This window comes from Streptomyces sp. ATCC 21386 (assembly GCF_018728545.1).
Taxonomy (GTDB): domain Bacteria; phylum Actinomycetota; class Actinomycetes; order Streptomycetales; family Streptomycetaceae; genus Streptomyces.
Map to the genome: position 1 here is coordinate 1305256 of NZ_JAAVVL010000001.1, position 15685 is coordinate 1320940.

General features: G+C 70.8%; 15 protein-coding genes. 11 read left to right on the forward strand and 4 right to left on the reverse strand.

Features of this window, described 5'->3' with window-relative positions; translation table 11 throughout:
- Positions 1-149: 149 nt before the first annotated feature.
- From GWK25_RS05740 to GWK25_RS05790, 11 genes are all read left to right on the forward strand, one after another.
- A complete protein-coding gene (locus GWK25_RS05740; protein WP_215448777.1) occupies positions 150-1766 on the forward strand; it encodes an AAA family ATPase in 1617 nt (538 codons plus the stop codon).
- A 323-nt stretch (positions 1767-2089) separates the two neighbouring features.
- A complete protein-coding gene (locus GWK25_RS05745; RefSeq protein ID WP_286014598.1) occupies positions 2090-2410 on the forward strand; it encodes a TadE/TadG family type IV pilus assembly protein in 321 nt (106 codons plus the stop codon).
- Between the two features lie 52 nt (positions 2411-2462).
- On the forward strand, positions 2463-3803 hold the full coding sequence (locus GWK25_RS05750) for a CpaF family protein (RefSeq protein WP_215448778.1): 1341 nt from the start codon (positions 2463-2465) through the stop codon (positions 3801-3803).
- A 29-nt stretch (positions 3804-3832) separates the two neighbouring features.
- Positions 3833-4789: a type II secretion system F family protein gene (locus GWK25_RS05755; protein ID WP_215448779.1), complete on the forward strand. Its 957-nt coding sequence runs from the start codon at positions 3833-3835 to the stop codon at positions 4787-4789.
- 19 nt (positions 4790-4808) lie between these two features.
- A complete protein-coding gene (locus GWK25_RS05760) occupies positions 4809-5720 on the forward strand; it encodes a DUF5936 domain-containing protein (RefSeq protein ID WP_215457222.1) in 912 nt (303 codons plus the stop codon).
- Between the two features lie 374 nt (positions 5721-6094).
- A complete protein-coding gene (locus GWK25_RS05765; RefSeq protein WP_215448780.1) occupies positions 6095-7273 on the forward strand; it encodes a sensor histidine kinase in 1179 nt (392 codons plus the stop codon).
- A complete protein-coding gene (locus GWK25_RS05770) occupies positions 7266-8036 on the forward strand; it encodes a response regulator transcription factor (protein WP_215448781.1) in 771 nt (256 codons plus the stop codon). The genes GWK25_RS05765 and GWK25_RS05770 overlap by 8 nt, the downstream gene beginning before the upstream one ends.
- 105 nt (positions 8037-8141) lie before the next feature.
- Positions 8142-8354, forward strand: coding sequence for a hypothetical protein (locus tag GWK25_RS05775; protein WP_215457223.1), 213 nt, complete (start codon positions 8142-8144; stop codon positions 8352-8354).
- Between the two features lie 5 nt (positions 8355-8359).
- Positions 8360-8977 (forward strand): pilus assembly protein TadG-related protein, encoded by a 618-nt coding sequence (locus GWK25_RS05780; RefSeq protein WP_308404177.1) that lies wholly within the window; start codon positions 8360-8362, stop codon positions 8975-8977.
- Positions 8978-8992: 15 nt separating this feature from the next.
- Positions 8993-9589, forward strand: a complete 597-nt coding sequence (locus GWK25_RS05785; RefSeq protein WP_215448782.1) for a hypothetical protein — start codon at positions 8993-8995, stop codon at positions 9587-9589.
- A 2-nt stretch (positions 9590-9591) separates the two neighbouring features.
- Positions 9592-10275: an OmpA family protein gene (locus GWK25_RS05790; RefSeq protein WP_215448783.1), complete on the forward strand. Its 684-nt coding sequence runs from the start codon at positions 9592-9594 to the stop codon at positions 10273-10275.
- A 31-nt stretch (positions 10276-10306) separates the two neighbouring features.
- On the opposite strand, the gene GWK25_RS05795 is transcribed toward GWK25_RS05790, so the two are convergent.
- From GWK25_RS05795 to GWK25_RS05810, 4 genes are all read right to left on the reverse strand, one after another.
- Positions 10307-11404 carry an ankyrin repeat domain-containing protein gene (locus GWK25_RS05795; protein WP_215448784.1) on the reverse strand — a complete coding sequence of 366 codons (1098 nt, stop codon included), beginning with the start codon at positions 11402-11404 and terminating at the stop codon, positions 10307-10309.
- Positions 11405-11530: 126 nt separating this feature from the next.
- Positions 11531-12937 carry an AI-2E family transporter gene (locus GWK25_RS05800; RefSeq protein WP_251828735.1) on the reverse strand — a complete coding sequence of 469 codons (1407 nt, stop codon included), beginning with the start codon at positions 12935-12937 and terminating at the stop codon, positions 11531-11533.
- A 165-nt stretch (positions 12938-13102) separates the two neighbouring features.
- Positions 13103-13825 carry a transglycosylase SLT domain-containing protein gene (locus tag GWK25_RS05805; protein WP_215448786.1) on the reverse strand — a complete coding sequence of 241 codons (723 nt, stop codon included), beginning with the start codon at positions 13823-13825 and terminating at the stop codon, positions 13103-13105.
- A 387-nt stretch (positions 13826-14212) separates the two neighbouring features.
- A complete protein-coding gene (locus GWK25_RS05810; protein WP_215448787.1) occupies positions 14213-15538 on the reverse strand; it encodes a PhoH family protein in 1326 nt (441 codons plus the stop codon).
- Positions 15539-15685 lie beyond the last annotated feature (147 nt).

Below are 15685 nucleotides of genomic sequence, written 5' to 3' on the forward strand. Positions count from 1 at the left end.
GGAGCGTGGTCGCGCCGGACGGCACCCGCCGAACCCTGCCGGCACGCGATGCACGGCGCACCCCGCCCGTCCGAGACCTCCGAACCGCGCCCATCCGCCGTGATCTCCTCGCCCTCCGCGTCCTTCGCCATCCGAACGGGGACCCGCCGATGACCGTCCGCATCCTCCCCGCCGCCGGCGACGTCGACTCGGCCCGCGCCCTCACCACCCTCCTCGGCCAGCTCGCCGACGCGGAACCGGCACCGCCCGTCTCCGACTCCACCGCGCTGCTCGACACCCTGGCGCGGCTGGCCGCCGACTCGCTGGACGAGCTGCCGGAGGTGGTGCTCGTCCACGAACGGATCGGCCCGGTACCGGCGTTGGACCTGGTCCGCGATCTCGTCCTGCGCTTCCCGGCGGTCGGCGTCGTGCTCGTCACCTCCGACACCAGCACCGGCGTCCTCACCGCCGCCATGGACTCCGGCGCCCGGGGCATCGTCCAGCTCCCGCTCTCCTACGAGGCCCTCGCCGAGCGTGTCCAGGCCGCCGCCGCCTGGTCGGCGGGCATGCGACGCCACCTGGGCAGCGGCGCGCCCGAGCTGTACGCGGGCCCCGGCGGCACCGTCGTCACGGTCAGCGGGGCCAAGGGCGGTGTCGGCGCGACCGTGACCGCCGTCCAACTCGCCCTCGCGGCCCGCGCGTCCGGCCGTACGGTCGCCCTGCTCGACCTCGACCTCCAGTCGGGGGACGTGGCCTCGTACCTCGACGTGCAGTTCCGCCGCTCGATCGCCGACCTGGCCGGCATCACCGACCTCAACCCCCGGGTGCTCCAGGAGGCCGTCTACGCCCACGACACCGGTGTCTCCCTCCTCCTCGCCCCCGCCGAGGGCGAACGCGGCGAGGAGGTGACGGACCGGGTGGCCCGCCAGGTGGTGGCCACCCTCCGCTCCCGGCACGACGTGGTGGTCGTCGACTGCGGCTCCCAGATGAACGCGGCCACCGCGGCGGCCGTCGAGATGGCCGACCAGGCCCTCCTGCTGGTCACCCCGGACGTCGTCGCGGTCCGCGCCGCCAAACGCATGGTCCGCCTCTGGGACCGCCTCCAGATCCGCAAGGCCGAGGAGACCCTGACGGTCGTCAACCGCCTCTCCCGCGCCACGGAGATCCAACCGCCCCTGGTCGAGAAGGTCACCGGCACCAAGGTGGCCCGCGCCGCCGTCCCCGCCGCCTTCAAGGAACTCCAGGCCGTGGTCGACGCGGGCCGCCTCCAGGACCTCGACGCCCGCTCCGTCGTCAAACAGGCACTCTGGGCCCTGGCCGGCGAACTGGAACTGGTCGCCCCGCCGGAACACGGCCACGGCGGCCGGCGCCGCAGGTCCTCCTCCGACCGGGGCGCCCTCGTCCTGCGCCGCAAAGGAGGCGACCGGGGCTCGGCGACCCTCGAATTCGCCGGCATGCTCCCGCTGATCCTGATCACCATGACGATCCTCTGGCAGGCGGCCCTCTACGGCTACACCTACTCCCTCGCCGGAAACGCCGCCGACGAGGCCGCCCGCGCCGCCACCGCCGCGTACGCGGTCGACGGCGACGTCGCCGGCGCCTGCGAGACCGCGGGCAGCGCGAACCTCCCGGGCGCCTGGAGCGACACCTCCATCGACTGCGCCCCCGCCGGCCCCGTCATGCGAGCCGAGGTCGAGGCCAACGTCCCCCTCTTCTTCCCCGGCTTCGACACGGGCTGGACGGTCAACGGCGAGGCGGGCGCGGCACTGGAGGGGGACACGCCATGACCGGCCGAACCCCCGGCGAATCGGCGCTCCACCCCCACGGCCGGAAAGCCGAGGCACCCGCGAACACGCAGCAGCACCCCCGCCGTAGGGAGAGCCGCGTACGGCGAGAAGGGGGCGTGTCGGGGGGTGTCCGCCCGCAGCGGTTGGCGCGTCAACTCGCCCCGCTTCCCAGCCAACCGATTCCGCGCCGTTCCGAGGACGGACACCCCCCGGCGCGCCCCCGACCCACTCACCGCGCGCCGGCGCGCCCCCGACCCACTCACCGCCCCCGCGCGAACCCCCACCCCACAGGCCGCCGCTGGAACGACCGAGGCTCCTCCATCCTGGAGTTCGCCGGCTTCCTCCCCATCCTGCTCCTCGTAGGCATGGCGGCGATCCAACTGGGCCTGATCGGCTACGGCATCAGCCAGGCCGGCTCGGCCGCCCGCGCAGCCGCCCGCGCCGAGTCCCTCCAGCCCGGCACCGGCGCGGCAGCGGGCGCGGCGGCGGCGAGCGCGTGGCTGGACCCCTCCGTCGACTCGGGAGACGGCGGCACGGACACCACCACCGCCACGGTCGTCGTCACCGTCCCCTCCGTGATCCCCCTCTTCGACCCCGTAGCCGTGGAACGCTCGGCCACCATGCCGAACGACCTCGACCCCTGACCACCGAAACTGCTGCCCCCACGCCCGACCCCCGAGAGGAGTTGACGAGAAGATGAGCCTGCGTTCCCGTATCGCCGCCCCCGACGACGGGGGAGCCGGACGCGAGGACGGACACCTCGTGGCCGTCTACCGCGCCAAGCTCCTCGAAGAGATCGACCTCGCCGAGATGTCGGCCCTGACCGCCGCCGACCGCAGGGCCCGCCTGGAACGCGTGCTCGGCCACATCATCAGCCGGGAGGGCCCGGTCCTCTCCTCGGCCGAACGCTCCCAGCTGATCCGCCGGGTCGTCGACGAGGCCCTGGGCCTGGGCGTCCTCGAACCCCTTCTCGCAGACGCCTCGGTCACGGAGATCATGGTCAACGGCCCCGACTCGATCTTCGTCGAACGAGGCGGCCGCGTGGAGCAACTGCCCCTGCGCTTCGCCTCCACCGACCAGCTGATGCAGACGATCGAACGCATCGTCTCGACCGTCAACCGCCGGGTCGACGAATCGAACCCCATGGTCGACGCCCGCCTCCCCACCGGCGAGCGCGTCAACGTGATCATCCCCCCGCTCGCCCTCACCGGCCCCACCCTCACGATCCGCCGCTTCCCCCGCGCGTACACCCTCCCCGAGCTCATCGACCTCGGCTCACTCGACGAGCAGATGCTGATGCTCCTCGCGGCGTTCGTCCGAGCCCGCTTCAACGTGATCGTCAGCGGGGGTACCGGCACCGGAAAGACCACGCTCCTCAACGCCCTCTCCGGCCTCATCCCGCCCCGCGAACGCATCATCACCATCGAGGACTCCGCCGAACTCCAGCTCCAGCAGGACCACGTCATCCGCCTGGAGTCGCGGCCGGCCAACATCGAGGGCAAGGGCCAGATCACCATCCGCGACCTGGTCCGCAACTCCCTCCGCATGCGCCCCGACCGCATCATCGTCGGCGAGGTCCGTGGCGGCGAGACCCTCGACATGCTCCAGGCCATGTCGACCGGCCACGACGGCTCCCTCGCCACGGTCCACGCCAACTCCGCCGAGGACGCGCTGATGCGGTTGCAGACCCTCGGCTCGATGTCCGAGGTCCTGATCCCCTTCGAGGCACTGAAGGACCAGATCAACTCGGCGGTGGACGTGGTCGTCCAGCTCACCCGCTTCGCCGACGGTTCCCGCAAGGTCACCGAGATCGCCCTGCTCGTCTCGCACGGCCGCGAACAGTTCCGGATCGCGACCGTGTCCCGCTTCGCCCCCGACCCCCTCGGCGCCGACCGTGTCGTCCACGGCCGCTTCGAGCACCTGCCGATACCCCGCCCCGTCGCGGAGAAGCTGTATGTGGCCAACGAGCCGCTGCCGCCCGCGTACGGCGTGGCCGAGGCCATCGACCCGCTCAACACCCGCCAGGCCATCGGATAGCCGAGAGCCCCGAGGAGGTAGGACCGACCATGGCGACCACCGACAACACCACCCTGCTGGCGCTCGGCGCCACCGTCCTCTGCGGCACCCTCGCCGTCGCGGGCGCGCACGTGTACGCCTCCGGCCGGGCCCAGCGCCAGGCCCTCGTCGACCGTCTCGCGGGCCACCAGGGCGGCCCGCTGCGCACGGCGACGGGCCGGGTGCGGCGCTTCACGGCCGTCGACCGCCGCCTGCGCCGCACCCGCCTGGGCCGCGCCATCCACCTACGGCTGACCTCGACCGGACTGGACCTCACGGCGGGGGAGTTCGCCACCTACGTCGCGCTCCTCGTCGTGGCGCTCTGGCTGGTCGCCGCCGCCACGCTGGCCCCCTTCTTCGGCCCCATCGCGGGCGCCGTGGGCATATGGGCGGCCGCCATCTTCCTCAACTGGCAGCGCCAGAAACGCATCGAGGCCTTCATCAACCAACTCCCCGACGTGGCCCGCCTCCTCGCCAACGCCACCGCCGCCGGCCTGGCCCTGCGTACGGCCCTGGCGATGGCGGCGGAGGAACTGGAAGCCCCGGCGGGCGAGGAACTGGCCCGGGTCGCCGACCAGTTGGCGCTCGGCCGGTCGGTCGACGACGCCCTCGGCGAACTCGCCGAACGCCTCCCCTCCCGCGAGCTGATCGTCCTCGTCACCACCCTCATCCTGTCCAACAAGGCGGGCGGAACGGTGGTCAGCTCGCTGCGCAACCTCACCCAGACCCTGGAGGACCGCAAGGAGACCCGCCGGGAGGTCCGCACGATGCTCTCCGAGGTCAACGCGACGGCCTTCACCGTCCCCCTCCTGGGCCTCGGCTCGCTGCTCCTGATCAACTCCTCGAACGACGGCGCCCTGGCCCGGGTGACCGGCTCGCCCCTCGGCCAGCTCCTGGTCCTGATCTCGATCGGCCTCTACACGATCGGCTTCTTCGTCATCCGCCGCCTCGGCAAGATCGAAGTATGAGAAGGCCCCGGTGACCGACATGACGACCTCGACGCCCTCCTTCCTCCCGCTCCTGCTGGCCCTCCTGATGGCGGTCTCCGTGGCGGGCGTCCTCCTGGGCATCCGCATGATCCGCGCGGACGCGAAACTCCCCAGCGACCTCGCCCTCGCCCTGGAGGTGGGCGCCACCCGCGTCTCCAAGACGGGTTCGGCGGTCGACCGCCTCGGCATGCGCTTCGCGCCCCTCGTGCTGCGCCTCATGGGCCCGCGCCGGGTCGAGGCCAAACGCCACCGCATCGACATGGCGGGCAACCCCGGCGGCCTCACCCTCAACCGCTACGCCGCCCGCCGGGCCGTCTACGGCTTCTTCGGCGCCTTCATGGGACTCGTCTTCCTCACCAGCGGGCGCCCCCTGTTCGCCGCGTTCACCTTCGCCTTCGGTCTCCTCGCCGCAGACGCGGCGATCTGGCAGGCCGTGCGCGAACGCAAGGACGTCATCGACCGCACGCTGCCCGACTTCCTCGACGTGCTCGCGGTCGTGGTCTCGGCGGGCCTGGGCTTCCGCCAGGCCCTGGACCGGGTGGCGGAGAAGTACGAGGGCCCCTGGGCGGACGAACTGCGCATCACCCTCCGCCAGATGGACATGGGCGTCAGCCGCCGCCAGGCCTTCGACGAACTCCGCCGACGCAACTCCTCGGAACAGGTGGCCCAGTTCGTCTCGGCCCTCCAACAGGGCGAGGAGCTGGGTTCCCCCATCGCCGAGACCCTGATCCAGCTGGCCGCGGACATGCGCCGCACCGACGCGCAGAACGCCCGCCGCCGAGCCGCCCGCACCATCCCCAAGGCCACCCTCGTCACCCTCGTCTTCATGCTCCCGGCCACGATGATCCTGATCGCCACGGGCATGTTCCTGGGCTCGGGAACGAACTTCGGCGAAATCCTGGGCCGCTGATGACCCCCCAAAAACCCTGGCGGCCCCGCCTACAGCTCCCACCCCTCCTCTCCAGCGGGCAATCGTGCCGCGGGGGCGATGGGGGTCCCCCCGGCCGAGCGAAGCCGAGACCGGGGGAGGGTGGGCGCAGGCGGCACCTCGCGACCGCCGAGCAGCGGAACGCACCCCCGCCCGGCCCCGGCGAGGGCACACGCACGCAGCCCCCGCCCAGCACCAGCGAAGGCCCACGCGCGCACCCGCCTGCCCCCGGATACCTCGCGGACGACGCCACACCCCCCGCCACCCTCCGCCTCCAGCTCAACGCCCTCCAGGCCCTGGCCCGCCAGACCTTCGCCGTCCGCCTGGTCACCCTCACCATCGGCACCCCCTTCGCCATGGCCAACACCACCAACGGCCCCCCGACCCACGCCGTACTCATCGCCGCTGTCCTCGGCATCACCGTCTCGTACGCCATGCTCAGGGACTGGGACCGCTTCGCCCCCCGCCTCCTCGCCCACCCCACCCTCATGGCCCTGGACCTCCTCTTCTGCGCGGTCCTCCTTCTCACCGCCTCCCCGGTCTCCCCGCTCGCCTACGCCACCGTCTGCACCCCCCTCCTGTCCGGCCTCCTCTACGGCTGGCGCGGCGCCGGCGTCCTCACGGGCCTCCAACTCGCCGTCCTCCTCACGGTCCACCGCGCCTGGGAACACCGCCCCGGCGCAGGCGCCAACACCCTCCTCATCGCCGGCTTCTGCGTCGCCGCCGGCATCATCGGCGTCACCCTGCGCAACCTGATGTTCCGCTTCGGTACGGCCACGCAGGCGCTCGCCGAAGCCACCTCGCGCCTGGCCGTCGCGGAGGCCGTGGAGTCCGAACGCGCCCGCCTGGCCCGTGACCTCCACGACTCGGTGGCCAAGACCCTGCACGGCTTGGCCCTCGCCGCCGACGCCCTGGCGACGTCGGCGGACCACCCCACCCCCGACCCGGCCCACCTCAGACAACAGGCCGGCCTGGTCGCGTCGGCCGCCCGCCGGGCCGCCGCCGAATCCCGCGACCTCCTGACAGACCTACGCCGTCACACCGACCTGACGGCACCGGCCCCGACCACCGACCTCACGGCCGAACTGAGGTCGAGGGCAGCGGACTTCGCGACCCGCACCGCCCTCCCCACCCACGTCACCGTCACCACCCACACCGGCGGCGAGGCACCCCCACCCCTCCCACCCGAAACGACCCACCACCTCCTGGCCATCACCTCGGAGGCCCTGGAGAACATCCACCGCCACGCCCACGCGACGAGGGCGGTCGTGTCCCTGACGACCACACCGGACACGCTCCAGCTCACGATCAAGGACGACGGAGTGGGCCTGCCGCCCGACCTCACCCTCGAAGAAGCGCAAAGATCCGGCCACTTCGGCCTCCTGGGCATGGCGGAACGAGCGGCCCGCACGGCCGCGACCCTCGACGTACGCACGACCCCCACCGGCACGGAAGTAAGACTGACCCTCCCGCTGCCCACCGCCGAGTCCCCGGTCACCCCCCTCACCTCCCGACAGGAGGCCGCACATGCCTGACCAGCCGCAGGCACGCCCCGGCCCGCCCCTCCGCGTACTCGTCGCCGACGACAACCCGGTGGTCCGCGCCGGCCTCACGGCCCTGCTGGGCGCGCACCCCGACATCACGGTGGTGGCCCAGGCCACGAACGGCGACGAGGCGGTGGACGAAGCGCGTCGGCACCGCCCTGACGTCGCCCTGCTCGACGTCCGCATGCCGGGCACGGACGGTCTGACCGCGCTCCCCGAACTGACCGCCCTCTGCCCCGTGATGATGCTGACCTACAGCACGGAGCCCGAGGTGGTGACCGAAGCCCTGCGCCGCGGCGCGTCCGGCTACCTGGTCCACGGCGACTTCACGGCTCCCGAACTGATCACGGCGGTACGGGATGTACGGGAGGGGCGCCCGACCATCTCCGCGACTGTCTCAACTTCACTCGGCGTTTCCTACGAACCTTCACACGAAAGTCATGACCTAGCTTCGCAGCTGCAACCATTTATGACACAGTCGCCCAAGGCGACTCCGGTGCGTGCACCGACCCCGCACCGCCATGCTCTCGACCGCTTCAACCGACCGTCCTTCGGCCTGAGTTCAAGGGAGGTGGAGGTGATGGACCTCATCGCGTCCGGCATGAACAACCGTCAGATCGCCGCCACCTGCTTCATCAGCGAGAAGACGGTCAAGAACCACATCAACCGCATCTTCGCGAAACTGCACAGCCAGACGCGCAGCGAAGCCATAGCCCACTGGTTGGGCACGTCCCTCGGAGGGTGGTCCCGATGACCCCACCCCCCAATCAAAGTTGGGCCCCCGGACCCACCCCCCGTACGTGCCGACTCACGTACGGTGATCCGGTTGGTGTCGGCATCGCGCGGGAAGGCAACCGCCATGAAGGTGAAACACCGTTTCGAAACCTGGAGGACCACGGTCACGTCCCGCATGCGCGGCAAGGACCGCGACGCGGGCGCGGGTTTCGTGGAGTACGCGGGCATCATGATCATCGTCGCGGGGATCTTCGTGATGATCGACCAGCTTGGTCTCGACGGTCTGATCTCGCAGGCGATCGGCGACGCGGTGGGGGACGTGGTCGGTGGCGGCTGAGGTGGGTGACATTCCGTCGGCTGAGTAGCGATCGAGGCTCGACACTCCCGATCTACATCTGGCTGACGACGATCCTGCTCTTCACAGCGTTGGCCTTCTTCGTGTTCGCACAGGCGGCATCTGCTCGCAGCGGCGCCCAGTCCGCAGCGGACGCTGCGGCGCTGGCGGCTGCACAACAGGCGCGGGACGAACTGCTGCTGGAACTCGTGGACGCCATTGATACCGGCAACGGAAACTGGCTGGACTGGCTCGACCTGTCCGGAGGACTCCCGCCCGAGGGCGAGGCCACCGCTGCGGCTGCGGAATTGGCCGCCCAGAACAACTCGACCCTCGAAGGTGGTGCCCAGGCCACCGAGGTGGATGGCTTCCCTGGGTTCCAGGTCGACGTCGTAACGGACTACACCGTGGGTGATTCGATCATTCCCGGTACCGAGGACATGACGGCCACGGCCCAGGCCGTGGCCGTCATCCAGCCACGCTGCGACTTCCCCCCGAGCACCAATCCCACGGATCCCGTCTCTCTTGACTGCGACGGTGTATCCGTGGACATCGACCCAGGAAACTTCAATCCGGGCGCCCTTCCCGACGCGTCCGTGCTGTTCTCTGTGTATTTGGCCAAGTGAGAGGAAGCCGTACCGATGAACCTCCGGCACACCATGAAGAGCCGCAGGGCAGTGACCGCGGTGGCGATCGCGACCGGGCTGCTCCTCACGGTGGCCGGCTGTGGAGGAGGAGGTGAGGATGACTCGAAGGAGCCCTCATCGTCATCCTCCGCTCCCAAAAAGAGCGACGGCGATGGAGCCGAGGAGACCGAATCGCAGCCGTCGGAGTCGAACGAGACGCTGGCCACTGCCAAGGACGGCGACATCTCGGTGACCATCACATCCGCTGTGCGCGATTCGGGCGGCTTCATCACGGTGGCAGGCACGGTCAAGAACGACGGCAGCCGATCGTGGCTCGGTGCCAACTGGGCGAGCGACGAGCGCGAGCTCAGGTCCAACGGGGGCTCGTTGTCGGGTGCCAGTCTTGTCGACAACGTGGGCAAGAAGAAGTACCTCATTCTGCGGGACACCTCAGGACGCTGCCTGTGCACTAAGTTCAGCGGCCAGATCATGCCCGGGGGCACAGCCGACTGGTACGCCCAATTCCCGGCCCCCCCAGAATCCACCACCTCCGTCGACTTCCAAGTCGGCTCCATGCCCCCCGCCACGATCGAACTCTCCGAGGACGAGTGACCATGACCGTCCTCACCCCACGGGTCACCGCGGCCCTCGCCGTCCTCGCCGCCCTCGGGCTCGCCCTGGCGACCCCCTCCCCGGCCGCCGCGGACGACCCCAGCGAACCCCCGGGCACGGTCACCACCTCCCCACCCCCGGAGGTCGACGCGAACAGCCCGGGGCTGAAGCTTGCCCAAGGGGCCACGCTCGCCCCGGCCAAGGTCCTGGACATCAAGTCGGTCGTGGAGGACCTCGGCGGCGAGGAACGCCGCGAGGACACCAACGAGAACGTCACGTTCGCCCTCCAGGCCGAGGTCCTCTTCCCCAAGGACAGCGCGAAGCTCAACCCACAGGCCCGCTCCCGCATCCAGACCATCGCGGAGGAGATCAAGAAGCAGAGCGCGGGCACCGTCCGCGTCTTCGGCTTCACGGACAACCTCGGCTCGTACGCCCACGGCCTGACCCTCTCCAAGAAGCGCGCCGAGGCAGTTCACGACCTCCTCGCCGCCGACCTGGGCGGCAACGTCACCTTCGAGGTGCGCGGCTACAGCGAGGACTACCCGATCGCCGACAACTCCTCCGAGGAGGGCCGCAAGAAGAACCGCCGTGTCGAGGTCTCCTTCCCCCGCACCGGGGCGGACCCCCAAACCGCCGCCGACACCAGCACCGACACCGGTACCGGCACGGACGACGGAGAGAGCTGACGCGAGGCGACGCCCGCCCCGCCCCGGCCTCTCACTCCGGCAACGAGTCCCGTACCTCCCACAGCCGCTCCTGGGGCCACCGCTCGATGACCCGGTACGCACGCGAGTAGTACCGGGTCTCACGCGGCTCGTCGAGATACCGCCGTACGAGAATCTGCTCGGCACGGAACGGCAGTGGTCGCCCGGCGTCGTGACGGCCCAGCGCGCAGGCCGCGTCGTGGACCACGGACGGGTCCCGGTCGTACAGAGCGCGGCGCAGCAGGGTGTGCACGGCGCGCATCGGCTCGGCGGGGTCGAAGACGTGCGACAGCGTCGCCAGGGCGTAGCCACGCACCTCGGCGCACGGGTCGCGAGCCAGGTCGAGCAGGACCCCCATCCCCTCCCGGTCCGTACCGCCCTCGCCGTCCTCCCCGCCCTCCACCTCCACGACGTAGGCGACCGCCGCGCGCACCTCGGGGTGCGGGTGACGGGCGTAGCGCAGGATCTCCCGGGCGTCGTCGGCGTAGCCGGACTGCTGCACCAGCCCCCGGATGACGAGCCCGAGGACGGCGGGATGCTCCTCCACGGCCATCCGCGCCCGCAGCAACGCCGCGGCCTGCCGCATCCGGTGTGCGCCGTTGCGCAGGGAGGCGTTGTAGAGGCAGAAGAGCCTGAGCAGGTGGGCCGCGAAGTACCGTTCGGGCGCCCGGGGGCTGTTCAGGGCCGCTTCGGCGCCGGCCACGGTCTCGTCGTCCGCCCAGCCGTCCAGCGTCCAGACGGCCCTGGACCAGATGTCGCTGTCGGGGTCACCGAACCGGATCGCCCGCTCCATCGTCGTCGCGAAGTCGGCCCGTCTGCCGAAGTACTTCTCCAGATCGGTGACGATCATCAGATACCCGGGTGCGTCCGGGTGGCGCGCGGCGCCCTCCTCCGCGAAGTCGAGCGCGCTGCGGCCGTGTTCGTCACGCAGCGCCACGTACGCCCCGTTGTCCCGCAGCACGTCCGCCGCGTGGTGGGCACCGGCCCCCGCCGCCAGCATCAACGCGGTCAGCCCGCCGGGCGACCGCCCGTTGACATCGGCACCGCCGTCGAGAAGGGCCTTGACCGACTCCGCGTCGTCGTCCCGCGCGGCCCGCCCCAGTGGCTCCAAACCGGCTCCCCCAACCCTCGACTCCCTCGAACGTCCATCCGAGGCACCCTAGGCCGGTACGCCGACACGAGCGACCGAATTCCCCACCGCGACCCACGTCCGTGCGCCCGGCCCCCGCCGCGAACGCTAGCGGCTGCTCTCGTACAGGTCCCGCCCCTGCTCGTCCGCGTAAGCCCGCAGTGACCCCACCACCGTGTTGGTGACCGCGACCAGCGGCACGGCCACCACCGCGCCCCCGATCCCGGCGACCATGCCACCGGCGGCGACCGCCAGCACGACGGCCAGGGGGTGTACCCGGACGGCCCGGCCGAGGATGAACGGCTGGAGGATGTGCCCCTCGATCTGCTGCACGGCGAGCACCACGGCCAGCGTCATGACGGCCGTGAACACGCCCTGGGTCACCAGCGCCACGACCACGGCCAGCGCGCCCGAGACGACCGCACCCACCAGCGGGATGAAGGAGAACAGGAAGATGAAGACGGCCAGCGGGACCGCCATCGGCACATCGAGGAAGTAGATCCCCAGGCCGATGAAGATGGCGTCGATCAGCGCCACGACCACCGTGCCGCGCACGTACGCCGTCAGCGTCCGCCAGGCGCGCGGCCCCGCGTCGGCGACACCCGGCCGGGCCGCCGTGGGCACCAGCTTCAGCGTCCACTGCCAGATCCTCTTGCCGTCGTACAGGAGGAAGAGCGTGGAGAACATCGTCAACAGGATGCCGGTGAGCGCCTCGACGATGACCGTCACGCCCTCCAGCCCCGCCGAGGTGATCGTGTCCGTGTTGTCGCTGATCGCCTCGCGGAGGTTCTTGGCGATGTCGTTGATCTGGTTCTCGGTGACATGGAACGGGCTGTCGAGCAGCCAGCGCTGCAACTCGTCGATGCCGTCCTGGATCTGGTCGGAGAGATCGTCGATGTTCTCCATGACCTGCCAGGTGACGAACCAGCCGATCAGTCCCATGACGATGAAGCCGAGGGCGGCGGTCAGCGCGGTGGCGAGGCCGCGCGGTACGCCGTGCCGGGTCAGCCGTGCCACGGTCGGCTGGAGCACGGCGGTGACGAGCAGGGCGGCGGTGAACGACAGCACCAGCAGCCGTACGGAGCTGATGACCCGCATCAACACCCAGACGGTGCCCGCGAGCACGAGCAGCCGCCAGCCGGCCTCGGCCGCCACCCGCATCCCCCAGGGCACCGCCGACGCGGGATCCGGACGGGTGTAGAGGACGGGGGCGGTCGTCGACCGGCTCTGGCCACCCGCGGCTCCACCGGAACCCGCGGACCCGGTGGAGCCGCCACCGGGGGCGTCGGACCCACCCGCCCCGCCCGTAGCATCGGAGCCGCCCGCCCCGGCACTCGTGCCGGAGCCGCTCGGATCGTCGGAGCCGCTCGGACCGTCGGAGCGGGTCGGGCCGTCCGTGGGCGGCTCGGAGTCCTCCGCCTCCGCCGCCATCTCCGCCCTGCGCCGCTCCAACCGCTCGCCCCATCCGCTCAGTCCGGCGCCGAGCCGGCCGAGCCACCCTGGAACTCGCGACATCATCCGTCCTCTTCCCCCGTCGCTCCTGTGGGTCACCACTCCTCCCGGAGGCCGCGAATCCTCTCGGGGGCTCCGACCGTACATGGCCGAAGCCCCCCACCAAAGGACGGTGGAGGGCTTCGGAAGGTTGAGCGGCGGGTGTGCGTCACCCTGTCGCCGACCGGCCTAGTACCAGTGGTTGGCCTGCCAGAAGGACCAGGCCTCGCACGGGCTGCCGTAGCGCGATTCCATGTAGTTCAGGCCCCACTTGATCTGCGTGGCCGGGTTGGTCTGCCAGTCGGAACCGGCGGACGACATCTTGGAGCCGGGCAGCGCCTGGAAGAGACCGTAGGCGCCCGAGGAGGGGTTCACGGCCTTGTAGTTCCAGGTGGACTCGTGGTTCACGATGTTGCTGAAGCACGTCCACTGGTCGCTGGCCACGACCGCCTTCGCCATCGCCTGGATCTCGGCGACGGTGTACGAGCTCTGTGCGGGGATGTCACCGAGCGAGCCGGCGGCAGCGGCCTTCGACTTGGCCTCGGCCTCCGCCGCCTCCTTCGCCTTGCGCTCCTGCTCCGCCTTCTCCGCGGCCTTCTGCTTGTCGATCGCGTCCTGGGCCGCCTTCTTGCGGGCGGTCTCCTCGGCGTCCTTGCGGGCGCTCGCGTCGGCGGCGATGGCCTGGGCGTCGGCCTGAGCAGTCAGGGACGCGGTCTGCACCTGGGCCTGCTGGCCCACGGGTATGTCGGCGAGCAACGTGGTGTCGTTCGCGACCGCCTCGGCGTCGTCAGTCGTCTGCGCGGTGCTGCCCGAGGCAACTCCGACGACACTGCCGACTGCGGTGACCGCGGTGGCCGAGGCCACTGCGAATCCCCGGACCGAAATCCGGCTCACACGGTTTCCTTCCAGCATCGCCCGCCTCGGTGACCCTGGCGGACGCAATCGTGCCCCTGACGCTGGCCTCCCAACTGCGGGGTCACGGAGGCGCGGGCCCGGTGGGCAACTCCCCTGCGGGGAGCGCCGCGTGGTGCTCGGGCGGCATACGACGACGCTGTTGAGTTGACCTGGTGGTGCTGTTGTTCCGTACCGCTGGGGGTACAGGTGTGTCGTATGCGGGGCCTGACAGGAATGAGACTCTGCCGTAACCCGACACCGGGAGGCAATTCAGTGGTGAGTGTGAAAGGTCACACCTCGTTTGACGCCGGAGATTCCAGGAAACGCCCACACGCCGAGGCGCCGCCCGGCTAGGCTGCTGAGCCTTTTGCCGGGCGGCGCCCCGGGGTTGGTGCGGGAGTCGGGTTAAATCTGGCCGTCCTCCAGCATTTCGGTCACAAGGGCCGCGATCTGGGACCGTTCGGACCTCGTCAACGTGACGTGGGCGAACAGGGGGTGGCCCTTCAGCTTCTCGACCACGGCCACGACGCCGTCGTACCGACCGACCCGCAGGTTGTCCCGCTGGGCGACATCATGGGTCAGAACGACCCGCGAATTCGCACCGATCCGGGATAGAACGGTCAACAGGACGTTCCGCTCCAGCGACTGGGCCTCGTCCACGATCACGAACGCGTCGTGCAGGGAGCGGCCGCGGATGTGCGTCAGCGGCAGGACCTCCAGCATGCCGCGCGCGGTGACCTCCTCGATGACCTCGCGGCTGGTGACCGCGGACAGCGTGTCGAAGACCGCCTGCGCCCAGGGGCTCATCTTCTCGGACTCGGAACCGGGCAGATAGCCGAGCTCCTGTCCGCCCACCGCGTACAGCGGCCGGAAGACCATCACCTTCTGGTGCTGGCGCCGTTCGAGCACGGCCTCCAGACCCGCGCACAGCGCGAGCGCCGACTTGCCGGTGCCGGCCCGCCCACCCATCGACAGGATGCCCACGTCCGGGTCGAGCAGCAGGTCCAGCGCGATGCGCTGCTCGGCGCTGCGCCCCTTGATGCCGAACGCCTCCCGGTCGCCGCGCACCAGACGGACGTTGCCGTCGGGCGTGACGCGGCCGAGCGCCTTGCCGCGCTCCGACTGGATCGTCAGGCCGGTGTGGACGGGCAGCGCGCTCGCCTCGGGGACGTAGATGGACCCTTCCTCGAAGAGGATGTCGACCTGTTCGCCCGGCAGGGTCAGTTCGGACATCCCGGTCCAGCCGGAGGCGTCCGTGATGGCCAGCTCCGCGCGGTACTCCTCGGCGAGGAGGCCCACGGAGGACGCCTTGATCCTGAGCGGGAGATCCTTCGACACGACGGTGACGTCGAAGCCCTCGGCCTGCAGATTGCGGGCGACCGCGAGGATCCGGGAGTCGTTGTCCCCCAGGCGGTAGCCGCTCGGCAGCACGCTGGGATCCGAGTGATTGAGCTCGACCCGTACGGTGCCCCCGAGGTCCCCGATCGGGATGGGGGCGTCCAGGCGGCCGTACCGGACCCGGAACTCGTCGAGCAGGCGCAGGGCCTGCCGGGCGAAGTAACCGAGTTCGGGATGGTGCCGCTTCGCCTCCAGCTCCGTGACCACCACGATCGGCAGCACGACTTCGTGCTCGTCGAAGCGGCTCAGAGCATTCGGGTCGGCCAGCAGGACGCTGGTGTCGAGAACGTAGGTGCGCCGGTCTGGCATGCGGCGCTTTGTGCTGGTCACCACGGAAGGACGTACCCCCTCGGATGAGGTCGGGGAGCGACGGGTTCGAACTGGGCCGGTCGTCGGCGCCGTTGCACGGGCCGGTGACCGGCCCTCCGCTGCTTCGTCCGTGCTGTGACCGCACGATCGGGCTGGTGCAAAGGGCCTCCC